The 22,838-nt window shown below is 66.4% G+C and carries 19 protein-coding genes; 13 read left to right on the top strand and 6 right to left on the bottom strand.

Annotated features, from left to right (window positions below; genetic code table 11):
* On the top strand, window positions 1-1,950 hold a 1,950-nt coding region (locus tag WBB14_RS10925; RefSeq protein ID WP_424239835.1), incomplete at its 5' end, for a RelA/SpoT family protein.
* 38 nt (window positions 1,951-1,988) lie between these two features.
* On the opposite strand, the gene WBB14_RS10920 is transcribed toward WBB14_RS10925, so the two are convergent.
* The gene (locus WBB14_RS10920) at window positions 1,989-3,302 is read right to left on the bottom strand and encodes an MFS transporter (protein ID WP_332012718.1); all 1,314 of its coding nucleotides are present in this window, start codon (window positions 3,300-3,302) and stop codon (window positions 1,989-1,991) included.
* Between the two features lie 121 nt (window positions 3,303-3,423).
* On the opposite strand from WBB14_RS10920, the gene argE reads away from it, so the two are divergent.
* The 7 genes from argE (at window position 3,424) to WBB14_RS10885 (ending at window position 11,392) form a co-directional block, all read left to right on the top strand.
* On the top strand, window positions 3,424-4,575 hold the full coding sequence (argE, locus tag WBB14_RS10915) for an acetylornithine deacetylase (RefSeq protein WP_424239834.1): 1,152 nt from the start codon (window positions 3,424-3,426) through the stop codon (window positions 4,573-4,575).
* A gap of 130 nt (window positions 4,576-4,705) precedes the next feature.
* The gene (trpB, locus tag WBB14_RS10910; RefSeq protein WP_013392206.1) at window positions 4,706-5,905 is read left to right on the top strand and encodes a tryptophan synthase subunit beta; all 1,200 of its coding nucleotides are present in this window, start codon (window positions 4,706-4,708) and stop codon (window positions 5,903-5,905) included.
* A gap of 10 nt (window positions 5,906-5,915) precedes the next feature.
* Window positions 5,916-6,779 (top strand): tryptophan synthase subunit alpha, encoded by an 864-nt coding sequence (gene trpA, locus WBB14_RS10905; RefSeq protein ID WP_424239833.1) that lies wholly within the window; start codon window positions 5,916-5,918, stop codon window positions 6,777-6,779.
* A 35-nt stretch (window positions 6,780-6,814) separates the two neighbouring features.
* Complete coding sequence (gene accD / locus WBB14_RS10900; RefSeq protein WP_424239832.1) at window positions 6,815-7,690, top strand: acetyl-CoA carboxylase, carboxyltransferase subunit beta; 876 nt, start codon at window positions 6,815-6,817, stop codon at window positions 7,688-7,690.
* A gap of 242 nt (window positions 7,691-7,932) precedes the next feature.
* Window positions 7,933-8,481 carry an acyloxyacyl hydrolase gene (locus WBB14_RS10895; protein WP_424239831.1) on the top strand — a complete coding sequence of 183 codons (549 nt, stop codon included), beginning with the start codon at window positions 7,933-7,935 and terminating at the stop codon, window positions 8,479-8,481.
* 298 nt (window positions 8,482-8,779) lie between these two features.
* Complete coding sequence (locus WBB14_RS10890; RefSeq protein ID WP_424239830.1) at window positions 8,780-9,787, top strand: Bug family tripartite tricarboxylate transporter substrate binding protein; 1,008 nt, start codon at window positions 8,780-8,782, stop codon at window positions 9,785-9,787.
* 57 nt (window positions 9,788-9,844) lie between these two features.
* On the top strand, window positions 9,845-11,392 hold the full coding sequence (locus WBB14_RS10885) for a UxaA family hydrolase (RefSeq protein ID WP_424239829.1): 1,548 nt from the start codon (window positions 9,845-9,847) through the stop codon (window positions 11,390-11,392).
* 130 nt (window positions 11,393-11,522) lie between these two features.
* Here the strand turns inward: WBB14_RS10885 and WBB14_RS10880 are convergent, their stop codons facing one another.
* Window positions 11,523-12,458 (bottom strand): dihydrodipicolinate synthase family protein, encoded by a 936-nt coding sequence (locus tag WBB14_RS10880; protein ID WP_424239828.1) that lies wholly within the window; start codon window positions 12,456-12,458, stop codon window positions 11,523-11,525.
* Between the two features lie 173 nt (window positions 12,459-12,631).
* On the opposite strand from WBB14_RS10880, the gene WBB14_RS10875 reads away from it, so the two are divergent.
* On the top strand, window positions 12,632-13,528 hold the full coding sequence (locus WBB14_RS10875; protein WP_424239827.1) for a LysR family transcriptional regulator: 897 nt from the start codon (window positions 12,632-12,634) through the stop codon (window positions 13,526-13,528).
* Window positions 13,529-13,709: 181 nt separating this feature from the next.
* Here the strand turns inward: WBB14_RS10875 and WBB14_RS10870 are convergent, their stop codons facing one another.
* Window positions 13,710-16,781, bottom strand: a complete 3,072-nt coding sequence (locus tag WBB14_RS10870; protein WP_424239826.1) for an Rne/Rng family ribonuclease — start codon at window positions 16,779-16,781, stop codon at window positions 13,710-13,712.
* A gap of 522 nt (window positions 16,782-17,303) precedes the next feature.
* Here WBB14_RS10870 and WBB14_RS10865 point away from each other — a divergent pair.
* From WBB14_RS10865 to msrQ, 4 genes are all read left to right on the top strand, one after another.
* Window positions 17,304-18,266 (top strand): RluA family pseudouridine synthase, encoded by a 963-nt coding sequence (locus tag WBB14_RS10865; RefSeq protein WP_424239825.1) that lies wholly within the window; start codon window positions 17,304-17,306, stop codon window positions 18,264-18,266.
* Window positions 18,267-18,268: 2 nt separating this feature from the next.
* Entirely contained in the window at window positions 18,269-18,922 is a 654-nt protein-coding gene (locus tag WBB14_RS10860; RefSeq protein WP_424239824.1) for an HAD family hydrolase, read from the top strand.
* Between the two features lie 178 nt (window positions 18,923-19,100).
* The gene (gene msrP, locus WBB14_RS10855; RefSeq protein ID WP_424239838.1) at window positions 19,101-20,063 is read left to right on the top strand and encodes a protein-methionine-sulfoxide reductase catalytic subunit MsrP; all 963 of its coding nucleotides are present in this window, start codon (window positions 19,101-19,103) and stop codon (window positions 20,061-20,063) included.
* Window positions 20,064-20,072: 9 nt separating this feature from the next.
* Window positions 20,073-20,723, top strand: coding sequence for a protein-methionine-sulfoxide reductase heme-binding subunit MsrQ (gene msrQ / locus WBB14_RS10850; RefSeq protein ID WP_424239823.1), 651 nt, complete (start codon window positions 20,073-20,075; stop codon window positions 20,721-20,723).
* Between the two features lie 10 nt (window positions 20,724-20,733).
* Here the strand turns inward: msrQ and WBB14_RS10845 are convergent, their stop codons facing one another.
* From WBB14_RS10845 to WBB14_RS10835, 3 genes are read right to left on the bottom strand one after another with little or no spacing between them, the layout of a single operon-like run.
* Window positions 20,734-21,519: an N-acetylmuramoyl-L-alanine amidase gene (locus tag WBB14_RS10845; protein ID WP_424239822.1), complete on the bottom strand. Its 786-nt coding sequence runs from the start codon at window positions 21,517-21,519 to the stop codon at window positions 20,734-20,736.
* A gap of 3 nt (window positions 21,520-21,522) precedes the next feature.
* Window positions 21,523-22,233 carry an SAM-dependent methyltransferase gene (locus WBB14_RS10840; RefSeq protein ID WP_424239821.1) on the bottom strand — a complete coding sequence of 237 codons (711 nt, stop codon included), beginning with the start codon at window positions 22,231-22,233 and terminating at the stop codon, window positions 21,523-21,525.
* Window positions 22,230-22,832: a Maf-like protein gene (locus tag WBB14_RS10835; RefSeq protein WP_424239820.1), complete on the bottom strand. Its 603-nt coding sequence runs from the start codon at window positions 22,830-22,832 to the stop codon at window positions 22,230-22,232. The genes WBB14_RS10840 and WBB14_RS10835 overlap by 4 nt, the downstream gene beginning before the upstream one ends.
* Window positions 22,833-22,838 lie beyond the last annotated feature (6 nt).

Here is a 22,838-nt window from a genome sequence, read left to right as displayed (position 1 = left end):
GCCGAGATCGCGCGGCTGGTGCAGGGCACGCGCGCCCTGCTGCGGCTGGGCGTGGTGGCGCGGCAGGCGAGCGACGCGGCCGCCGAAAGCGGCTCGCAAAAGGAAATGCAGCGCAAGATGCTGCTGGCCATGGCGGCCGACCTGCGCATCGTGCTGATGCGGCTGGCGTCGCGCTTGCGCACCTTGCGCTGGCACGCGGAAAGCAAGGCGCCGTGCTCCACCGATTTCGCCCGGGAAACCCTGGACCTGTATGCGCCGCTGGCGAACCGCCTCGGGATCTGGCAGATCAAGTGGGAAATGGAAGACCTGGCGTTCCGCTTCCTGGAGCCTGAAAAATACAAGCAGATCGCCCGCCTGCTGGAAGAGAAGCGGGCGGAGCGCGAGGCTTTCATCGCCGGCGCCATCGAGCGCCTGCAGGCCGGGCTGGCTGGTGCGGGCGTCGAGGCCGAGGTCAGCGGCCGGCCCAAGCACATCTACAGCATCTGGAACAAGATGCGCGTGAAGCGGCTGGATTTCTCGCAGATGTACGACCTGCGCGCGCTGCGCATCATCGTCGACGACGTGCGCGCCTGCTATACCGCGCTGGGCATGGTGCACGAAATGTGGACGCCGATCTCCGAGGAGTTCGACGACTATATTTCGCGGCCCAAACCCAATGGCTACCGTTCCCTGCATACGGTGGTGGCCGACGACGATGGCCGTCCCTTCGAAGTGCAGATCCGCACGCGCGAGATGCACCAGTTCGCCGAGTACGGCATGGCCGCGCACTGGCGCTACAAGGAAGCGGGCGCCAAGGGCGGCCAGGTGGCGGCCTCCAGCGAATACGACCGGCAACTGGCGTGGATGCGCCAGCTGCTGGCCTGGAACAGCGATGTCGAGGGCGGCGAACCGGCCAAGCCCGCGCCCGCCAAGGCTGCATCCGGCAAAAGCCGGGGCCAGGCGACGGCGCCGCCGCATACCGATGAGCGCATCTACGTACTGACGCCGCAGGCGCGCGTGATCGAATTGCCCGCCGGCGCCACGCCGGTGGATTTCGCCTATCACCTGCATACGGACCTGGGCCACCGCTGCCGCGGCGCCCGCGTCGACGGGCAGATGGTGCCGCTGCAGACACGCCTGTCCACCGGCCAGACCGTGGAGATCATCTCCGCCAAGTCCGGCGGGCCGTCGCGCGACTGGCTCAATCCGCAGCTGGGCTTCCTGGCCAGCCCGCGGGCCCGCGCCAAGGTGCGCATGTGGTTCAACGCGATCGAGCTGCAGCAACGCATCACCCAGGGCCAGGCCCTGGTCGAAAAGGAATTGCAGCGCCTGGGCAAGACCGCCGTCAATCTGGAGCAGCTGGCGCAGAACCTGGGATTCGCCCGCGCCGACGATCTATACGTGGCGGCGGCCAAGGAAGAGTTCAGCCTGCGGCAGATCGATACCCTGTTCCAGCAGCCTGGGCCGGCCGTCGAACCGCCGCCGGCCGCCTTGCGCCACGCCAGCGCCGGCAGCGCCGAGAAAAGCGGCAAGAGCGGCGTGCTGGTGGTGGGAGTGGGATCGCTGCTGACGCAGCTGGCGCGCTGCTGCCGTCCGGCGCCGCCGGATCCCATCGCCGGCTTCGTCACGCGGGGGCGCGGCGTATCCATTCACCGCAGCGACTGCCACAGCTACCTGGCGCTGGCCGCGCGCGAACCCGAGCGCGTCATCGAGGTGGCCTGGGGCGAGACTGCCGACACCTTCTATCCGGTGGACATTAGCGTGCGCGCGCACGACCGTTCCGGCCTGCTGCGCGACCTGTCCGAGGTCTTCGCGCGGCTGCGCCTGAACGTGGTGGGCGTGAATACGCAGAGCAAGCAGTCGCTGGCTCATATGGTGTTCACGGTGGAAGTGCGCGGCGGGGAATCCCTGTCCCGCGCGTTGGACGCCCTGGCTGAAGTGCAGGGCGTGTCGTCGGCGACGCGCCGCTAGGATCCCGGGCCGCGCGCGGCCCGGGGCGCAAGCGCGACTCAGTCGTCCAGCTGCTCGTGCGCGCGTTCGCGCATATAGAACGCGGCGATCAGGCCCAGGGCCACGCCGAACATCACGTAGTAGGCGGGAGCCATCGGCGAGCCGGTGGTCTTGATCAGCCAGGTCACGATGAACTGCGCGAAGCCGCCGAAGATCATCACGGCCACGTTATAGGCCAGGGACAGGCCCACAGAACGCACGCGCGCCGGGAACAGCTCCGCCATCACCGTGCTGAATACGCCGAAGAACGCCGACACGAACAGGCAGACCACGACCTGCACGGCCAGCAGGCGGCCGATGGACGGCGCGTCCGACAGCCAGTAGTACAGCGGGTACAGCACGATCAGGTAGCCGATGAGCGAGCCGATCACGATGGGGCGGCGGCCGACGCGGTCGGACCAGGCGCCCATGAAGGGCGTCAGCAGCACCATCAGCGCCGCGCCCGCCATCTGCACCAGGAAGGTCTGGTTCAGCGGCAGCTTCAGGATCTGCGTGGAGTAGGTCACCAGATACGTGAAGGTAATGTAGATGGACACTGTCGCGGTCACGACCAGGCCCACGCCGATCAGGGTTTCGCGGGTATGCGTCTTCAGCATCTGGCCCAGGCTCAGGCGCTGCACCTCGCCGCGCGCGGCGGCTTGGCGCTCTTCTTCCTTGAGCTGCTTGAAGGCATCGGTTTCATCGACGTTGCGGCGAATATAGATGGCGATGGGAACAATTACCAGGCCAAAGGCGAAGGGCAGGCGCCATGCCCAATCGGCGATCTCCTGGGGCGTGAAGAATTCGGTGATGAGCGTGCCGCAGGCCGCGCCGATCAGCAGGGCCAGCATCTGGCCCGCCATCTGCCAGGAACCATAGAAGCCGCGCTTGCCGTTGGGCGCCATTTCGATCAGCAGCGCGGTCGAGGTGCCGAATTCGCCGCCAGCGGAGAAGCCCTGCAGCAGACGCGCGATCAGGATGAAGATCGGCGCCAGGATGCCGGCCGCGTGGTAGGTGGGGGCGACGGTGATCAGGGCGATGGACACGGCCATCAGCGAGGTCACCATCACCATGGCCGCCTTGCGGCCTTTCTTGTCGCCGTACAGGCCAAGGATGATGCCGCCGACCGGACGCATGAAGAAGCCGACGCCGAAGATGGCGGTGGTCATCAGGATCGCGTTCAGTTCGCTGCCGGGAACGTTGGGGTCGGTGGGGAAGAACAGCTTCGAGATGATCGGCGTCATGAACGCGAACACCAGGAAGTCATACCATTCGAGGGCGTTGCCTATCACTGCCGCCACGATGTTGCGCGTGGGAACTGCTTTGTGCTGCACGGTTGCTCCTTGGGGGTTTGCCTAACCGGGCGACATTCTAGGCGCTTGCGCGCCGGGCCCTGCCCGAGACGAGGACGCGCGCTGGCCTTACACTCCTCTTTTTCCCCAAGAGAGTAGTGACATGAACGCGCGCACCTGGCTGGAAACGCTGGTTGGCTTTGACACCACCAGCCGCAATTCCAATCTTGCCCTGATCGAAACCGTCCGGGATTGGCTCAAGGGTCAGGGCGTCGACGCATGGCTGGCGCACAATCCCGAGCGCACCAAGGCCAACCTGTTCGCTACCTTGCCCGCCCAGGACGGCGGTATGCAGGGCGGCATCGTGCTTTCCGGCCACACCGACGTGGTGCCGGTGGACGGCCAGGAATGGAGCACGGATCCGTTCAAGCTCGTCGAAAAAGACGGCCTGCTCTATGGACGCGGCAGCTGCGACATGAAGGGCTTCATCGCCAGCTCGTTGGCCCTGGTGCCGGAGTTCCTGGCCATGCCGCGCAAGAAGCCGATGCACCTGGCGTTCTCGTACGACGAGGAAGTCGGCTGCGCCGGCGCGCCCTACATGCTGGCCGATCTGCACGAGCGCGGCATCCGCCCCGAAGGCTGCGTGGTGGGCGAGCCCACCGGCATGCAGGTGGTGGTGGCGCACAAGGGCATCAACCTGTTCCGCTGCAAGGTGCATGGCAAGGCGGCGCATTCGTCGCTGACCCCGCGCGGCTGCAACGCCATCGAATACGCCGCGCGCCTGATCTGCCGCATCCGCGACTTGGCCGACAGCTTCAAGGCCAACGGCCCCTATGACCAGTTCTACGACGTGCCGTTCTCCACGATGACCACCAACCAGATCCGGGGCGGCATTGCAGTCAACACCATTCCCGAATTGTGCGAATTCACCTACGAATTCCGCAACCTGCCGGGCATGCAGCCCGACCAGATCCAGGCAGAAGTCGAAAAATACGTGCGCGAAGAGCTCCTGCCGCGCATGCAGGCCGAGTTCGACGGCGCCAGCATCGAAATCGAGACCGGCGCGGCAGCTCCCGCCCTGGAGGCTTCAGAGGAAGCCGCCATCACCCAGCTGGTGCGCGCCCTGACCGAAGACCGCGCCACCCGCAAGGTCGCCTACGGCACCGAGGCCGGCCTGTTCCAGGGCATCGGCATCCCCACGGTGGTCTGCGGCCCCGGCCATATCGAACAGGCCCACAAGCCCAACGAGTACGTCGCGCTGGATCAGTTGGCCGCTTGCGACACCTTCCTGCGCCGCCTGGGGCAGTCGCTCTGACGGCAAGCCGACGATTGCAGGGGCGGCCAGGGCGTAGCGCCCGGCTGCTGCCGGCGTCAGGTAAAATGACGGGTTGCAAACCGGATTTGCGGCAGGCAGTGGCCGCCGCGATACCCGGGGGAGATGCTTGGTGAAACCTTACGACTTTCCGGATGCCCAGGGCCATTTCGGCCCTTATGGCGGTGTTTTCGTGGCGGAAACGCTGATGCACGCGCTCGACGAGCTGCGCGCGGCCTATGACCATTACCGTGTCGACCCCGCCTTCCAGGAAGAGTTCAACTACGAACTCAAGCATTTCGTGGGCCGTCCCAGCCCGGTCTACCATGCCCGGCGCTGGTCGGAAATGGTGGGCGGCGCCCAGATCTGGTTCAAGCGCGAAGACCTGAACCATACCGGCGCCCACAAGGTCAACAACTGCATCGGCCAGGCATTGCTGGCCAAGCGCATGGGCAAGCCTCGCGTCATCGCCGAAACGGGCGCCGGCCAGCACGGCGTGGCGACCGCCACGGTGGCGGCGCGCTACGGCATGGAATGCGTGGTCTACATGGGCAGCGAGGACGTCCGCCGCCAGGCGTCGAACGTCTACCGCATGAAGCTGCTGGGCGCCACGGTGGTGCCGGTCAACTCCGGTTCGCGCACCCTGAAGGACGCGCTGAACGAAGCCATGCGCGACTGGGTCACCAACATTGAAAACACGTTCTACATCATCGGCACGGTGGCGGGTCCCGACCCCTATCCCCGCATGGTGCGCGATTTCCAGACCGTCATCGGCAACGAATGCCTGACGCAAATGCCTGAAGCCGCCGGCCGCCAGCCTGATTACGTCGTGGCGGCGGTGGGCGGCGGTTCCAACGCCATGGGCATCTTCCATCCCTACATCCCCTACGAAAACGTGCGCCTGATCGGCGTCGAGGCGGCGGGCGAGGGCATGGACAGCGGCCGCCACGCCGCTTCCCTGGCCGCGGGCCAGGTGGGCGTGCTGCATGGCAACCGCACCTACGTCATGCAGGACGCCGACGGCCAGGTCCAGGAAACCCATTCGGTCTCCGCCGGCCTCGACTATCCCGGCGTCGGCCCGGAACATGCCTGGCTGAAGGACTCCGGCCGCGCGGAATACGTCGGCATCACCGACGCGGAAGCCCTCAAGGCTTTCCACGACTGCTGCCGCATCGAAGGCATCATGCCCGCGCTGGAGTCGTCGCACGCCATCGCGCAAGCCGTGAAGATGGCCGCCACGCTGCCGCGCGACGCCGTCATCCTGGTCAATTTGTCGGGCCGTGGCGACAAAGACATGCATACCGTGGCCGAACAGGCCGGCATCGAGCTCTGAGGCCCTGTCCATGACCACTCGCACCGACCGCATCGCCGCCGCTTTTGCGCGCACCGCCGAATCCGGCCGCGCCGCGGCGCTGATTCCCTACATTGCCGCAGGCGATCCCTCGCCCGCCGCGACCGTTCCCCTGATGCACGCGCTGGTCGAGGCCGGCGCCGACGTCATCGAGCTGGGCGTGCCGTTCTCCGATCCCATGGCCGACGGCCCGGTGATCCAGCGCGCCGCCGACCGCGCCATCGCGCAGGGCGTGGGCCTGGCCCGCGTGCTGGACCTGGTGGCCGAGTTCCGCCAGCGCGACGCCGCCACTCCAGTGGTGCTGATGGGCTACGCCAACCCGATAGAGCGCATGGGCCAGGCCGAGTTCGCGCGCCGCGCCGAGCAGGCCGGCGTGGACGGCGTGCTGGTGGTGGACTATCCGCCCGAAGAGGTGGTCGAATTCGCCGCCACGCTGGGCGAACACGGCATTGCTCCGATCTTCCTGCTGGCCCCCACGTCCACGGAAGCGCGCATCAAGGCCGTCGCTGAAGTGGCCCGAGGCTACGTGTACTACGTGTCGCTCAAGGGCGTCACGGGTTCGGGCTCGCTCAATACCGACGACGTTGCCGAGCGCGTGGCCGTGATCCGCCGCCACGTGCGCGATATCCCGGTCGGCGTGGGCTTCGGCATCCGCGATGCCGAAAGCGCCCAGCGCGTGGCGCGCGTGGCCGACGCCGTCGTGATCGGCAGCAAACTGATTGAAACCATGGAGCAGGCGGTGGCGGATGCCCCCGCAGCCCAGAAAACCGACGCCGCAGTCACCGCCGCCAGCGGCTGGCTGCGCACCATCCGGCAAGCGCTGGATCAAGTAAAACGAGCAAGCGCGTCGGCCTGAGCGGCGGGCGCGACTTCATACGGGATGAATAATCAATGAGCTGGATCGAAAAACTCCTGCCTCCTCGCATCAACAAAACCAGCGAAAGCGGCCCCCGCCGCGTTCCCGAAGGCCTTTGGGTGAAATGCCCCTCGTGCGAATCGGTGCTGTACAGCGAAGACTTGGCGGCCAACCTGCACGTTTGCCCCAAGTGCGACCACCACATGCGCATCGGGGCCCGCGCCCGCATCGATTCGCTGCTGGACGTGGAAGGCCGGGTTGAAATCGGCCAGACCACGCGTTCGGTCGACACGCTGAAGTTCAAGGACACGCGCAAGTATCCCGAGCGTCTGCAGGAAGCGGTCAAGCAAACCGGCGAGACCGACGCCATGGTGGTCATGAGCGGCTCGATCCGCGGCGTGCCCGCGACCCTGGCCTGCTTTGAATTCGAATTCATGGGCGGCTCCATGGGCTCGGTGGTGGGCGAGCGCTTTGCGCGCGGCGCCCAGGCCGCCCTGGACAACAGGACGCCCTTCATCTGCGTGGCTGCCTCGGGCGGCGCGCGCATGCAGGAAAGCCTGCTGTCGCTGATGCAGATGGCCAAGACCAACGCCATGCTGACCCGCCTGTCGGCGGCCGGCCTGCCGTTCATCAGCGTGTTGACCGACCCCACCATGGGCGGCGTGTCTGCCAGCTTCGCCTTCATGGGCGACGTGGTCATCGCCGAGCCCAAGGCGCTGATCGGCTTTGCCGGCCCGCGCGTGATCGAGCAGACCGTGCGCGAAAAGCTGCCGGAAGGCTTCCAGCGCGCTGAGTTCCTGCTGCAGAAGGGCGCCATCGACATGGTCGTGGACCGCCGCCAACTGCGCGAGGAAATCGCCCGCCTGCTGGCCTTGCTGACCAACCAGCCCGCGGACGTGGTGACTGCCTGAATATTCCTGCCATCCGGCCGGCCTTGTCGGGCGGACTGGAACGGCTGTGATCAGGTGCCGCCGGCAGCCTCAGGCTCCCGGCGGCATTCTTGTTTTAGGGAGTTTGTCAGGCGGCATGTGACGGATGTTTTTCGGAACAGTCTTTTCCATCCGCGATGTTGCCTGCGTGCGACACAAATCAAGTCGTCCGGCCCGTATTTTGCTATGTTGCGTACTAGGTTTGAAATCTACGGAGTTTTCCAATGCAGTTGACCAAGAAGAAGATGCTTACCGGCCTTGTGGGGCTTGCCCTGGCCGCAACCGCGTCGCTGGCGAGCGCCCAATCCTCCACCGGTACCCAGGGCGGCGTCAGCATGCATTACGGCATTGGAGACCACTATCAGCGCCTGACGATCAACTACGAAACGGCTTCGGTCTGGACCTACCAGTTCGGCGGCAACTGGGGCCGACTGGACCTGACGCCTGAACTCGGCGCGTCCTACTGGAAGGCTAGCGGTTCGCGTTCGCCCGGCCATGTCTGGCAACTCAACGCCATCCCGATGTTCCGCTGGTGGACCGGCGAACGCTTCTACATTGAAGCCGGTATCGGCGCCACGCTCTTCTCCAGCACGCGTTTCGCTGACGAGAACATCAGCACGGCCTTCCAGTTTGGCGATCACATCGGCATGGGCTTTCTCGTGACGCCGAACAATCGCATCGGCCTGCGCTATTCGCACTTCTCCAACGCCAGCATCAAGCGCCCGAACCCGGGCCTGGACGTGCTCCAACTGACGTACACGTATCAGTTCTGATTCGGCTGCGCGTCCATGCATGTGGCGCCGCCCTAGGGCGCGCCGTACAGAGAGATCCACCCCCAGGGGTGGATTTTTTTTGGGCTGTCGCGCGGCGTTCCGTTCGGTCTTCTCTCACACCGCAAAAATATTATCTTTTGACGGTGCGTTCACATACTTGTTGGTGAGTAGTGCAATCGCCAGAATGCCCTGGCATTGCACAAAACACACAATGACCGTCGCCCGGCCCCCGAGACTCCGCAGCGCGCCTGGCCGCGTCAGGGGAGGGGGCGCGGTGACGGCTGACGGAGACCAACACATGAACTACCCCTGTACTCCCGCGCGTCCCCTGACGCGCATGGCCGCTGCACTGGGCCTGGCTCTTGCTCTTTCCTGCGGCGCGTCGGCCGTGATGGCCGAGGAGTTTCCGAACAAGCCGCTGCGCATGGTGGTGGGTTTTGCTCCGGGGGGCGGCGCGGACATCGTGGCGCGGCTGGTGGGCGCCAAGATGGCCGAAAGCCTGGGGCAGCAGGTGGTGGTGGAGAACCGGGCCGGCGCTACCGGCACCATCGCCGCCGACAACGTGGCCCGTTCGCCTGCCGACGGCTATTCGCTGTTCCTGGGTTCGCAGTCCACCATGGTGGTCGCCCCGTCCTTGTTCCCGTCCCTGCCGTTCAAGCCTGAAAAGGACTTCGCGCCGGTGTCGCAGGTGGTGACCATGCCCCTGATCCTGGTGGTCAATCCGGCCCTGGTTGATGCCAAGACTGTGCAGGAGCTCACCGAGCACATCCGCAAGGCCGGTGACGGCGCCGTGAGCTACGCCTCGTCGGGCCAGGGCGGCCCGCAGCATATCGCCGGGGAGCTGTACGCGCACATGGTGGGCACCAAGGTAACGCACGTGCCCTACAAGGGTGAATCGGCTGCCATGGCCGATGTGCTGGGCGGGCACGTGCCGTTCATGTTCGCCAATCTTCCCGTGGCGTTGCCGCACATCAATTCGGGCAAGGTCCGGCCGCTGGCCATCACCAGCCTGAAGCGGGACCCGAAGGCGCCGCAGATTCCGACCCTGGCTGAATCGGGCTTCAAGGATTTCGAAGTGTCGACCTGGTATGGCGTGTTCGCGCCTGCCAACACGCCCAAGCCCGTGGTGGGCAAGCTTTCCGATTCCATCCGCGCCGCCCTGCAACAGAGCGACATGCAGGCCAAGCTGAGCGAGCAGGGTTTCACGGTGGTGGGCAGCGATTCCGAGACCTTCACACGCTTCGTGGGCGCCGAGTTGCCGCGCTGGTCCGTCCTGATCCGCGACATCGGCATCAAACCCGAATAGCCGGTCCGCCCGCGCATCTGCGTCCGGGCGTTCCCTTCATCCCAGCGAGACCAAGATATGATCGATTTAAGCGAAAAGCGCGCCGCCGGCCCCGTCATCCGGCTGCACTCCGCGGACAACGTCGTGGTGGCGCGCGTGCCCATCGGCATAGGCATGGCCGTGCCTTCCGAGGGTATCGTCAGCCGCAGCCAGATCCCGGCCGGCCACAAGATCGCGGCGCGCGACCTGCGCGCCGGCGAGCCCATCCTCAAGTACAACGTCTGCATCGGCTTTGCGGCGGGCGATATTCCTGCCGGCACCTACGTCCACTCGCACAACATGGACTTCCAGGAGTTCGACCGGGACTACGCGCACGCCCGCGACTACGTGCCCACGCCCGTCCTGCCCGAGTCCGAGCAAGCGCGCTTTCTCGGCATCGTGCGCGCCAATGGGCAGATCGCCACCCGCAACTACATAGGCGTCATGGCGACGGTGAACTGTTCGGCGACGGTGGTGCACCGCATCGCCGAAGCCTTCACCCCGGAGCTGATGGCAGCCTACCCCAATGTGGACGGCGTGGTGGCGCTGAGCCATGGCATGGGCTGCGGCATGGAGATGTCCGGCGAACCCATGGATCTGTTGCGTCGGACGATGGGGGGCTACGCCTGCCACGCCAACTTCGCGGCCGTGCTGATCGTCGGCTTGGGCTGCGAGCGCAACCAGCTGGATGCCTTGCTCAAGGATCAAGGCCTGGAGGCGGGAGCCCGTCTGAAGACCTTCATCATGCAGGAGACCGGCGGCACGCGTAAAACCATCGAGGCCGGCGTCGCCGCGGTGCAAGCCCTGCTGCCGCAGGCCAATGAGGTCGAGCGCGTGCCGCTGCCGGCGCGGCACTTGACGGTGGGGCTGCAGTGCGGCGGGTCGGATGGGTTTTCGTCCATCACGGCCAATCCGGCACTGGGTGCGGCGATGGACATCCTGGTGCGTCATGGCGGCACCGCCATCCTGTCCGAAACGCCCGAGATCTACGGCGTGGAGCACACGCTGACGTCGCGCGCCCGCAACCGCGAAGTCGGCGAGAAGCTGGTGCAGCGTATCCGTTGGTGGAAGGAAGAGTATTCGCCCGGGCGCGACGTGCAGATCAACGGCAAGGTCAGCCCTGGTAACCAGATGGGCGGTCTGGCCAACATCTTCGAGAAATCGCTGGGTTCTTCGATGAAGGGCGGCACCACCGCGCTGATGGAGGTCTACCGCTACGCGGAACCGGTGCGCCAGCCCGGCATGGTCTTCATGGATACGCCCGGCTTCGACCCCGTGTCCGCGACTGGCCAGATCGCGGGCGGCGCCAACATGATCTGTTTCACCACCGGCCGCGGTTCGATGTTCGGCGCCAAGCCCGTGCCTTCGATCAAGCTGGCGACCAATACGCCGATGTACGAAAGGCTGACCGAAGACATGGACGTCAATTGCGGCGACATCCTGGATGGCACCGCGACCCTGCAGGAAGTGGCGCAGCGCATCTTCGAGGAAATCCTGCTGGTAGCCTCCGGCACCCGCAGCAAGAGCGAGCTTCTGGGGCTGGGCGATCATGAGTTCGTGCCTTGGAACATCGGCGTGGTGAGCTGAGCCGCTAACCGCATCGCCAAGCAAAGCGCCCCGGCGCACGGCCCCGGATGGCCGTGCGCCGGGGCGCTTTCTGCCGCAGAGGTGGCGCTGTTCGATCCCGCCGGCGGCGGCGCGCCCGCGGGACAGGGGACTAGTTGTCCGCCAGCGTTTCCGCACCCGGCATGTTGAAGCCGTTTTCGTTCAGGGCGGCTTGCAAGGCGGTGCGCTGTTCGGCGTTCAGCTCCACCAGGGGCGGACGCACCGTCGCCCAGGCGGCATCGCCGGATTTCCAGGCGATGGCAGCCTTCATCGCGGGGATCATGGGGAATTTTCCGAACACATTGCGGGTCGCGTTCAAGCCGGCCTGGCGGGCGTCGGCGTCGGCTTCCTGCCAACGCTGCTGCAGGGCGACGATGGGGCCCGGGTTGACGTTGCCGGTGGCGGTGATGCAGCCCACGCCGCCGGCGCGCAGGGTTTGCAGCAGGAAGGCTTCGCTGCCCGCGTAGACCTGGAAGCCGCGCGGGGCGAAGCGTTCGATCATGGCTGCCGTGTTGTTCCAGTCTCCGCCGCTGTCCTTCACGCCCGCGACCTGGCCGGGATAGCGATCCAGCAGGCGGTCGATCAGGTCCAGGCTCAGCGGCACCTGGCTCACGGGCGGGATGTGGTAAAGGTACATGCGCAGCCGGTCGTCGCCCACGCCTTCGATCAGTTCGGCGTAGTAGCGGAACAGGCCCTCGTCGCTTACGCCCTTGTAGTAGAAGGGCGGCAAGACCAGTACGCCCATGCTGCCGCTGTGCACGGCGTGGCGGGTCAATTCGATCGCGTCGGGCAGCGCGCAGGCGCCGGTGCCGGGCATCAGCGCGGACGGTTCCACGCCGGCTTCCAGCAGCGCGTCCAGCAGGCTGCGCTTTTCGGACAGGGCGAGCGAGTTTGCTTCCGAGTTGGTGCCGAAAATGGCCAGGCCGACGGATTGCTCGCGCAGCCAGCGGCAGTGCTTCACGTAGCGTCCCAAGGCGGGACGATAGGCTTGGTCGAACGGCGTCAGGACCGGAGAAAAAACGCCGGGAATGCTGGCTTGCGTGCTCATTGTCTCTACTCGTTTTCTGATGAATGAAAAGGACGCGCCAGGCGGCGCGGCGGCAACGTCTGATTCTGGCACTGAACCGGCCGATGAACATCTGCTGTTTAATTGCTTCAATCCATAAAATTGTTGTGGTTTGCCCTGGCGCAAACCGTGCATTCAGAAAAAAAGGGGACGTTTTGGATACGCGATATGTGCAGAGCTTTGTGTCTGTGGTCGAATGCGGATCGCTGGCGGAGGCGGCGCGGCGGCTGGACCTGACGCCAGCCGCCATCGCGGCGCGGGTGCGCACCCTGGAAGAGGAGTTGGGCGCCGCTCTCATCAAGCGCGTCGGCCGCAGCGTCAAGGCCACCGAGGCGGGCCTGAAGGTGCTGGAGCGCGCCCGCAGCGTGCTGCGTGAAGTGCGGGACCTACGCGCCAGCGCCAGCGACGACGCGCCGCTGGGCGAACTGCGCCTGGGCGTGTCGGTGTCGGCGTTGACGGGCATCATGCCCACCGTGCTGGCGCGCCTGTACCGGCGCCTGCCCAAGCTTGCCGTCTTCGTCGAGCCGGGCACGTCCAATCACCTGTATCACCGGGTGATCAATGGCGACCTGGACGCGGCCTTCATCGTCAAACCCCAGTTCAACCTGTCCAAGGGCTATGCCTGGAAACTGGTGGCGGAAGAGCCGCTGGTGGTGCTGGCGCCGCCCGAGACCGCAAGCAACGACGCCCATGAACTGATGAGCACGCAGCCGTTCATCCGCTACGACCGCAACGTCTGGGGAGGCCGCCTGGCGGATCAATACTTGCGCCAGCACGGCATCGTGCCGCGCGAGCGCCTGGAGGTCGATGGCCTCATGGGCATCGCCTGCATGGTGTCGGAAGGGCTGGGGGTGTCGCTGGTGCCCGATTGGGCGCCGGATTGGCTGGACAGCCGGCGCGTCAAGCGCGTGCCGCTGCCGGGGCGCGCGCCGCTGCGCTGCATGGGGATCCTCTGGGCCCGGCATATGCCGCATTCGGCGCTGGCGGAGGCGTTCGTCGAAGAGGCCGGGCAGGCCTTGAACCTGCCTGAGGACCGGATAGAGGGCGATTGATCAGCAGGGGCGGGGGCGTGCAGGTGAATCGCGTGCGGGACTGACGCACCGGGGATGGACCGCAGCGGGCGCGACCGCGAGCCGCGCGGCCCGCAATGAAAACACCCCGGGGAACTGGATTGCTATCCAGTTCCCCGGGGTGCGGGGTATTGCCACGCGCAAGCCCTTGCGGGCTTGCGGCTTAGTGGCGGGTTTCGACCTGAACCAGCGGCTCGTTGGAAACGGACGCGACCGGCTTGCGCTCGCGGCCCAGGCGGACCGGCGTATGTGCCGCGGCGATGCGCAGCTGGGTCTGTGCGTGGCGATCCGGATCGGTTTCCACCCACTGCAGGCCGGCGGCGTTCACCACGTCATGCAGGGCCTGTGCCTTGGCCGACGGAGCAACTGCCGGCACCACGATGGGCTGGCTGGCTGCGGGTGCGGCGGCAGGCGCCGGGGCAGCCGTTTCCTGGACGACAGGTGCGGCAGGGGCAACGGGCGCTACCACGGGTTCGACGACAGCGGCTTCCACCGGCGCCTGCTCGGATGCCGCGGGGGCGGCGACCTCGCTGGCGGCCTGCACGGAGACCGGCTGCGTTACCTCGGGGGCGGCCGTCTGCACGGGCTGGGCCAGGGGTTCAACGGCTTGCACGGGTTCGGCCTGATGGGCTTCAACCGGCGTGGCGGCAACCTTGGCGGGTTCCACCGGAGCGGCTTCAACCTGTTGGGCGTGCACCGGAGCGGCTTCGACCTGCTGAGGCTGGGCCGGAGCGGCTTCGACCTGCTGGACCGGCGCCGGCTCCACGGCTTGCGCGGCGGTCACGGCGGGTTGGGCAGCGGCTTCTTCCGACGGCTCGGCGCCGTCATCGTCGACGCCATCTTCCAGCTGCTCATCGCTGCCGGCCAGACCTGCTTCATCCGGACTGCGGCGGCCACGGCGGCTGCGGCGGCGGCGGCGCTTGCGCTCGGGATCGGCCGCGCCTTCGGCGCCTTCGATGCCGGGCACGCCATCGGCGCCCTGTTCGACGGTTTCGGTGGTCTCGGCGACAAGCTCGGCGGTTTCAGGGGCAGGCTTGGTCTCGGGCAGGGCGGTGGCAACCGTCTGCGCCAGGGCGGCGACCATGCTTTCCTGTTCGCTCATCGGGGCGTCGGATTGGCCTTCCTCGCGGCGATTGCGGCCACGGCCGCGGCGGCGGTTGCGGCCGGCGCCGGTATCCTCGCCGCCGGCATCCACGGCTTGCTCGGGACGGTTGGACGCCAGGGCCGCTTGCGTGGACTGGGTGTCGCGTTCGCCGCGGGCTTCGTTGCGGTTGTGGCGATCGCCGCGTTCCTGGCGTTCGCCTTCGGGGCGACGGTTGCCGCGCACGTGGTGGCGGCCGCCTTCGCTGGCTTCGGCGCCTTCGGCGCGCGATTCGCCGCGGCGGTTGCGGTTGCGGTCCGAACCATGGCGTTCGCCACGACGTTCCTGGCCGTCATGGCCGCTGCGTCCCTTGCCGCGGCCGGAGCTTGCGCGCTTGGCGCTGTCGTCCTGGGCGGCGGGGGCGGGCTTGGCGGCTTCGGCTCCGCCACCAGTCAGCCAGCCGACCAGGCGCTTGAACAGACCACCCAGGCCGCCGGCGGCTGCCGAGGCGGGCGCGGGTGCGGCGGGAGCGGGCGTCGAAACCGGAGCGGGCTGCGAGGGCGTAATGCCCTTGACCAGTGCTTCCGGACGCGACTTGATCTCGTGCTCGCGCGGCTGCCAGGGGGCGTCCGTGGCCGGAGCTTCAACCAGTTCGAAGCTGGTCTTCAGTTCTTCCAGGCGCGGATCGTCGTGGCGCAGGCGCTCGATGTGGTGATGCGGCGTTTCCAGATGCTTGTTGGGGATCAGCATCAGGTTGACCTTGAGGCGGGCTTCCATCTTGGTGATGTCGGCGCGCTTTTCGTTCAGCAGATAGGTAGCCACGTCGACCGGCACTTGCGCATGCACGGCGGCGGTGTTTTCCTTCATTGCTTCTTCTTGCAGCAGACGCAGCACGTGCAGGGCGCTGGACTCGGCGTCACGGATCACGCCGGTGCCGTTGCAGCGCGGGCAAGTGATGTGCGAGCCTTCGTTCAGGGCCGGGCGCAGGCGCTGACGCGACAGTTCCATCAGGCCAAAACGCGAAATCTTGCCCATCTGGACGCGGGCGCGGTCGAAATGGAGAGCATCACGCAGGCGCTGTTCGACGGCGCGCTGGTTCTTGCTGTCCTCCATGTCGATGAAGTCGATGACGATCAGGCCGCCCAGGTCGCGCAAGCGCAGCTGGCGGGCCACTTCGTCGGCCGCTTCCGAGTTGGTGCGCAGCGCGGTTTCCTCGATGTCGGCGCCGCGCGTGGAGCGGGCCGAGTTGACGTCCACGGAAACCAGGGCTTCGGTGTGGTCGATGACGATGGCGCCGCCCGAAGGCAGCGTCACCGTGCGCGAGTAGGCCGTTTCGATCTGGTGTTCGATCTGGAAGCGGGAGAACAGCGGGATATCGTCGCGGTAGCGTTTGACGCGCTGGACGTTGTCCGGCATCACCACGCTCATGAAAGCCGTGGCCTGGTCGGCGATCTCGTCGGTATCGATGAGGATTTCACCGATTTCCGGGGAGAAGTAGTCGCGGATGGCCCGGATGACCAGGCTGGATTCCAGGTAGATCAGGATCGGCGCGGAGTTGTCGCGCGCGGCGCCGTCGATGGCGGTCCAGAGCTGCAACAGGTAGGACAAGTCCCACTGGAGTTCTTCGACATTGCGGCCGATGCCGGCGGTGCGGGCAATGATGCTCATGCCCTGGGGCAGATCAAGCTGCTCCATGGTGTCGCGCAGTTCCTGGCGGTCCTCGCCCTCGACGCGGCGCGAAACACCGCCGCCGCGGGGGTTGTTGGGCATCAGGACCAGGTAGCGGCCAGCCAGCGAGATGAACGTGGTCAGGGCGGCGCCCTTGTTGCCGCGCTCTTCCTTTTCAACCTGGACGATCAGTTCCTGGCCTTCGCGCAGGGCGTCCTGGATACGGGCGCTGCGGACGTCCACACCTTCCTTGAAGAAGCTGCGGGCCACTTCCTTGAAGGGCAGGAAGCCGTGGCGGTCTTCGCCGTAGTTGACGAAGCAAGCCTCGAGGCCGGGTTCGATCCGGGTGATGACACCTTTGTAGATGTTGCCTTTGCGTTGTTCGCGGCCGGCAGTCTCGATGTCGAGGTCGATGAGTTTTTGCCCATCGACGATAGCGACGCGTAATTCTTCCTGATGCGTCGCATTGAACAGCATGCGCTTCATGAGAGGGGTTCTCCGTTGTCATGACGCGCCGATATCGGCGCGTGACCTCGGGTCACTCGGGCTGCGGCTGAAGCGGGCAAGAAATGCGGACCGTACCTGGGCGGCGCCCAGGCGTATCCGCCGCGGGTCAGGCGGGCACGTCGAGCCGTGGGGCTCGGGGTTCTGTCAGCAGGAGGGTCAGCTTCACTGAATGTGGTTTGACGGAAAAGTGCTGTGAACGGCAGTTGCGGTCGGATTGGTTGCCCACGCGCAGCTGGTGCTTTAAATATGCGACGATTCTTGCGGTGCTTCAGAGCCGCTTGCGGCATGCAACGGACCTGCTGGGACAGCGGGCAAAATGAATGCCACACCACTATCCGGCAGGGCGCGGTTGCGCCGGCGACCAAATGACCCCAGGGGTTGAATGAGCAGGCAGTACAATGGCGGCCCGCGCGCTCGACGGAGTTGCGTAACGTTGCATCTCTACGTCAGGCGGCTAGTTCAGCCCCTTTAGGCTGTCCCGATTATATGTCGCTTTCCGCAATGCGCAAAGAAACTTCCTCCTCGAAAACCCTCTCTAAAGCTCCCCCCGCCGTTCGCATGGTGGAGGTCGACGCCGAGCAAGCCGGCCAGCGGCTGGACAACTTTCTGGCCAGACTGTGCAAGGGCGTCCCCAAAACCCACATCTACAAGGCCATCCGTGGCGGTGAGGTGCGAATAAACAAGGGACGCACTTCGGCCGACTATCGGGTCGCCGAAGGCGACGTCGTGCGTATTCCGCCCCTGCGCTTGCCCGATCCGGGCAAACCCCGTCCGGTGCCCGGCGCGGAATTTCCGGTGGTGTTCGAAGACGAGGCCCTGCTGGTGGTGGACAAGCCCGCTGGCGTGGCGGTCCATGGCGGCAGCGGCGTGTCCTTCGGCGTGATCGAGCAATTGCGGGCCGCTCGGCCTGGCGCCAAGTTCCTGGAACTGGTCCACCGCCTGGACCGGGAAACCTCCGGCCTCTTGATGGTGGCCAAGAAGCGCAGCGCCTTGCTGGCGCTGCACGCCATGCTGCGCGAAGGAAAAGGGGATAAGCACTACCTGGCCCTCGTCGAGGGCGATTGGGTCAATGACCGCCAGCACATCAAACTGGGCCTGTCCAAGTGGACCACCCAGTCCGGCGAGCGCCGGGTCAAGGTGGACCCGGATGGCCAGTCGGCGCACACCATCGTCACGCTCAAGCAGCGCTTGGGTGGCTATAGTCTGGTCGACGCCGAATTGCGCACCGGCCGCACCCACCAGATTCGGGTGCATCTGGCCGCCAGCGGCTTTCCCATCGTGGGCGACGACAAGTACGGCCATGACGAGGTGCGGGCGCAGTTCGCGCGCATGGGCTTTGGCAGGATGTTCCTGCACGCCCACCAATTGACCCTGGCCCACCCGGTGACGGGCGAGCCCCTGACGCTTACCGCCGAGCTGCCTCCAGCTTGCCGGAAAATACTGAAACAACTGGAGTCGGTCTGATTATGTCGTATTCGCTAGTCGTTTTTGACTGGGATGGCACCCTGATGGATTCCACGCACAGCATCGTGGCCGCCATCCAGGGCGCTTGCCGCGACCTGGAGCTGGCGGTGCCTTCGGCATCCGATGCCAGCTGGGTGATAGGCCTGTCCCTGGAAAGCGCCTTGCGCCGCGCGGTACCGGAGCTGAGCCAGGCGATGCTGCCGCGTTTTCTGGAGCGCTACCGCACGCATTACCTGTTGCGCGATCCGGAATTGCGCCTGTTCGAGGGCGTGCAGGAACTGCTGGCCGAACTGGCGGGGCAGAACGTGCGTCTGGCGGTGGCCACCGGCAAGAGCCGCGTGGGGCTGACCCGCGCGTTGGCCGCGACCGGCCTGGGGCCGCTGTTCGACGCCACTCGTACTGCCGACGAAACCTTCAGCAAGCCGCATCCCGCCATGTTGCATGAGCTGATGCAGGAGTTGGACGTGGATCCGGATCGCGTGGTGATGGTGGGTGACACCTCACACGACCTGCAGATGGCGATCAATGCCGGCGTGCACGGCCTGGGCGTGACCTATGGCGCGCATACCTTGAAGGAGCTTGAGGGTTGTGCGCCCCAGGCTGTGCTCGATAGCGTGCCAAAAGTGCGCGAGTGGCTGCTGCCGCGCGTGGCATGACGATCTTCCGATAGTGCCGGGTCGTCCGCGCACACAACGCGGAACGCCTGCCGCCGGCGCGGGTCTATAGGAAATACCCGCAAGCGCCGCCTGCCGCGGAATATCATGGGGCGGCGCGGCGTCCATGGCTTGCGCAGGGCGCGCCCATGATCCTGCGGGCGCTACACCGGAGACCATGATGTTGATACGCAAGCCCGACGATTTTCTTCCGTCCGAGATCACCTCCGAGGCCGTCTGGCGCTCGCGCCGCGAACTGATGCTGCGCGCCGGGGTGGTTGCCGCCGCCGCTGGCCTGCCGGGCTGGGCCATGCGCAGCGCGCATGCGCAGGAGGCCGGCGCGCTGCCGGGCAAGGCCAATGCCGCCCTGAGCGTCATGGACAAGCAGACCTCGCTGGCCGACATCACGTCGTACAACAATTACTACGAGTTCGGCATGGATAAGGATGAGCCAGCCGCCAACGCCGGCAAGTTGCAGACACGTCCCTGGAGCGTGAGCGTCGAGGGCGAGGTCGGCAAGCCGCGCACGTTTTCCATAGAGGAGCTGCTCAAGCTGGCGCCGATGGAAGAGCGCGTCTACCGGCTGCGCTGCGTCGAGGGCTGGTCCATGGTGATCCCCTGGGTGGGCTATTCGCTGTCGGCGCTGCTCAAGCAGGTCGAGCCCACGGGCAATGCCAAGTACGTGGAATTCGTGACCGCCGTGCAGCGCGAGAACATGCCGGGCGTGCGCGCCGCGGTCCTGGAGTGGCCTTATGTGGAGGGCCTGCGCATCGACGAGGCCATGAACCCCCTGGCCATGCTGGTGTTCGGCGTCTACGGCAAGGTGTTGCCGAATCAGAACGGCGCGCCGCTGCGGCTGGCGGTTCCGTGGAAGTACGGCTTCAAGTCGGCCAAGTCCCTGGTAAAGATCCGCCTGGTGGAAAAGCTGCCTGTGTCGTCCTGGATCAAGGCCGCGCCGCAGGAGTATGGCTTCTATGCCAATGTGAACCCGGACGTGCCCCATCCGCGCTGGAGCCAGGCCACCGAGCGCCGCATCGGCGAGGACGGGCTGTTCTCGCCCAAGCGCAAAACCTTGATGTTCAACGGTTATGGCGAGCAGGTGGCTTCGCTCTACCAGGGCATGGACCTGAAGGCGAACTACTGAGGCGATTCCATGCCTGACGGCACTCCGCAGGCGGCGCCGGCCGCGCCGCCGCGCAAGACCCAGCTTTCCGCCAAGGCGGTGGGGCGTATCAAGCCATTCCTGTTCCTGCTGGGCCTTGCGCCTTTTGCGCGCTGGATCTGGCTGGGCGTGAACAATGGGCTGACGGCGAATCCCGTCGAGTTCCTGACCCGTTCATCGGGCACCTGGACGCTGGTCTGTCTGCTCGTGACGCTGGCCATCACGCCGCTGCGCCGGCTGACCGGCCAGCCGGCCCTGGTGCGCCTGCGCCGCATGTGCGGGCTGTTCGCGTTCTTCTACGGTTTCATGCACTTCATGGCCTGGGTCTGGTGGGACCGCGGCTTCGATCCTGCGAGCATGCTGCGCGACATCGGCGAACGCCCCTTCATCATGGTGGGATTTGCGGCGTTCGTGCTGATGGCCGCGTTGGCGGCCACCTCCACGCAGTGGGCCATGCGCAGGCTGGGCAAGCGTTGGCAGAGCCTGCATCGCGCCATCTATGCCATAGGCTTGCTGGCGGTGCTGCATTATTGGTGGCACAAGGCCGGCAAGAATGACCTGGCGCAGCCCGCGATGTACGCCGCCGTGCTGGCCCTGCTGCTGGGCTGGCGGTTGGTCGCGTGGCTGCGCGGCCGCAGATAGCTGAGGGCCTCTACAGCATCGCCAGCATGATGGCGGCGGTTTCCGCGTCGGGCTGGCCGTCGTACAGCGTCGGACGGTAATGCATCTGGAAGGCCGCCAACGCGCCGATCGTGGCCGGATCCAGCCTGCCGTCCTGCGGGCAGGCATACCCCAGCCGCGCCAGCTGCTGCTGGAACCACGCCACGTCGGGAACACCCTGGGCCTGCAGCCGCGCGAGGTGCTCGGCGGCGCCGGTTTCGTCATACCAGCGCCCGATTCCCGCCGCGGCCAGCATCTTCCAGGGGAAAAGGGGGCCGGGGTCCACCTTGCGCTGCGGCGCGATATCGCTGTGGCCCACGATGTTTTCGGGCGCCACGCCGTGCCGTTGGGCGATGTCGCGCAGCAGTATGGTCAGCGCGCGCAGTTGCCGCTCGTTGTAGGGATGCCAGACGGGCTTGCCGTCCGTGCCTTCCGTCCAGCCGGGGTTGACGATTTCGATGCCGATGGACGTGCTGTTCATGGCGATGTTGCCGTACCAGGAGCTGGCTCCGGCATGCCAGGCGGCGCGGTTCTCGTCCACCAGCCGGTAGACGCGGCCGGCGTCGTTCACGAGGTAATGGGAGCTGACCTTGCCCTTGGAGAGCAATTCCATCGAACGGGCATCGTCGACGCTGGTGTAGTGCAGCACGATGCTGCGCACCCGGCTGGCCTGGCTGACCGCGGTGACCGAGGTGTCCAGATCCAGGCCGGCGGGGCCGCGCGCGGCGCACCCCGCCAGGATGGCCGCGGCAAGCGGCGCAAGAATGAGGCGGCGCATGGGTCAGCGCGCCAGGAACAGGAACAGCGTGGGCAGCTTGTCTAGCTGGGGCGCCGGCTGCTTTTTCCAATCGGCCACGCTGCGGGTGACGATCCATTCGTCGGCGGTGGTGACCGAGCGCGCCACGCATAGCTTGGTATCGCCCTTCAGGCTGGCCAGCAGCGTGGCGAACATGGCGGCGTTGCGGTAGGGGGTCTCGATCAGCAGCTGGGTCTGGTTGTGCTTGGCTGAGTGCTGCTCCCAGGCGCGCAGCTGCTTGGCGCGTTCCGCCGGGTCCACCGGCGCATAGCCGTGGAAGGCGAAGCGCTGGCCGTCCAGGCCGCTGGCCATCAGCCCCAGCAGGATGGACGAGGGGCCGACCCAGGGCTTGACGGTGATGCCGAGTCGATGGGCGGCGTCCGCGACCTTGGCGCCCGGATCCGCGACGGCGGGGCAGCCAGCCTCGGAAACCAGGCCGATTTCCGCGCCCTTGAGCGCCGGTTCGAGCCAGGCCTTGATCTGGGCCGCGTTGACCTTGTCGCTCAGGGTGTGGATGGTGATTTCCTGCAGCGGCCGGGTGGTGCCGATCAGTTTGAGGAAGGCGCGTGCGGTCTTGGCGTTTTCGGCGATATAGGTGTCCAGCCGGCCCGCCAGGGCGCGCACCTCGGCGGGCAGCCAGCGCTCGGGCGGGGCTTCGCCCAGGCCAACCGGGATCAGGTGCAGCGCGCCGCTCATGCGGGCGCTCCAGGGGCGTCCAGCGGGTCCAGGCCGAACTGCGTCAGCATGCGGGTCAGTGCGATCAGCGGCAGGCCGATGATGGCGGTGGGGTCGTCGCTCTGGATGCTTTCCATCAGCGCGATGCCCAGGCTTTCCGCCTTGGCGCTGCCTGCGGTATCGTAGGGTTCCTCGGCGCGCAAATAGGCCTCGATGGCGCGGTCCGTCAACTGGCGGAAACGGCAGCGCGTGACAATGTCGGCTTTTTCCACCCGTTGGCCGTCGGTGACCGCCAGGGCGCTGTGGAATTCCACGATCTGACCCGACAGGGTCCGCAATTGCGCCAGGGCGCGCGGGAAATCTCCCGGCTTGCCGATGGGCTGCCCGTCCACGGTGGCCACCTGGTCCGAGCCGATTACGATGCTGCCTGGATGTTTGGCGGCGACCGCCATGGCTTTGGCCACGGACAGGCGCAGCGCCAGGGATTCAGGCGTTTCGCCGGACTGTGGCGTTTCGTCTACATCGGGGGAAATCGTCGTGAAGGGCAGGCGCAGGCGGGACAGCAGTTCTTTGCGGTAACGCGAGCTGGACGCGAGGATCAGGCTAGGCTTTGAAGGCATGCGATA

Origin of the sequence: Achromobacter sp. (assembly GCF_049647645.1) — a bacterium.
Taxonomy (GTDB): domain Bacteria; phylum Pseudomonadota; class Gammaproteobacteria; order Burkholderiales; family Burkholderiaceae_B; genus Achromobacter.
The sequence above is the reverse complement of the archived record's forward strand: the minus strand, read 5'-3'. Positions and strand labels throughout refer to the sequence as shown.

Excerpts from the sequence above, each read along its gene's own strand:
- accD (WP_424239832.1), top strand. The coding sequence starts at position 6,815 with ATGAGCTGGATCGAAAAACTCCTGCCTCCTCGCATCAACAAAACCAGC.
- WBB14_RS10835 (WP_424239820.1), bottom strand. The coding sequence starts at position 22,832 with ATGCCTTCAAAGCCTAGCCTGATCCTCGCGTCCAGCTCGCGTTACCGC.
- WBB14_RS10845 (WP_424239822.1), bottom strand. The coding sequence starts at position 21,519 with ATGCGCCGCCTCATTCTTGCGCCGCTTGCCGCGGCCATCCTGGCGGGG.
- msrQ (WP_424239823.1), top strand. The coding sequence starts at position 20,073 with ATGCCTGACGGCACTCCGCAGGCGGCGCCGGCCGCGCCGCCGCGCAAG.
- WBB14_RS10865 (WP_424239825.1), top strand. The coding sequence starts at position 17,304 with ATGCGCAAAGAAACTTCCTCCTCGAAAACCCTCTCTAAAGCTCCCCCC.
- WBB14_RS10885 (WP_424239829.1), top strand. The coding sequence starts at position 9,845 with ATGATCGATTTAAGCGAAAAGCGCGCCGCCGGCCCCGTCATCCGGCTG.
- trpA (WP_424239833.1), top strand. The coding sequence starts at position 5,916 with ATGACCACTCGCACCGACCGCATCGCCGCCGCTTTTGCGCGCACCGCC.
- WBB14_RS10890 (WP_424239830.1), top strand. The coding sequence starts at position 8,780 with ATGAACTACCCCTGTACTCCCGCGCGTCCCCTGACGCGCATGGCCGCT.
- WBB14_RS10895 (WP_424239831.1), top strand. The coding sequence starts at position 7,933 with ATGCAGTTGACCAAGAAGAAGATGCTTACCGGCCTTGTGGGGCTTGCC.
- argE (WP_424239834.1), top strand. The coding sequence starts at position 3,424 with ATGAACGCGCGCACCTGGCTGGAAACGCTGGTTGGCTTTGACACCACC.
- WBB14_RS10880 (WP_424239828.1), bottom strand. The coding sequence starts at position 12,458 with ATGAGCACGCAAGCCAGCATTCCCGGCGTTTTTTCTCCGGTCCTGACG.
- WBB14_RS10860 (WP_424239824.1), top strand. The coding sequence starts at position 18,269 with ATGTCGTATTCGCTAGTCGTTTTTGACTGGGATGGCACCCTGATGGAT.
- msrP (WP_424239838.1), top strand. The coding sequence starts at position 19,101 with ATGTTGATACGCAAGCCCGACGATTTTCTTCCGTCCGAGATCACCTCC.
- WBB14_RS10840 (WP_424239821.1), bottom strand. The coding sequence starts at position 22,233 with ATGAGCGGCGCGCTGCACCTGATCCCGGTTGGCCTGGGCGAAGCCCCG.
- WBB14_RS10870 (WP_424239826.1), bottom strand. The coding sequence starts at position 16,781 with ATGAAGCGCATGCTGTTCAATGCGACGCATCAGGAAGAATTACGCGTC.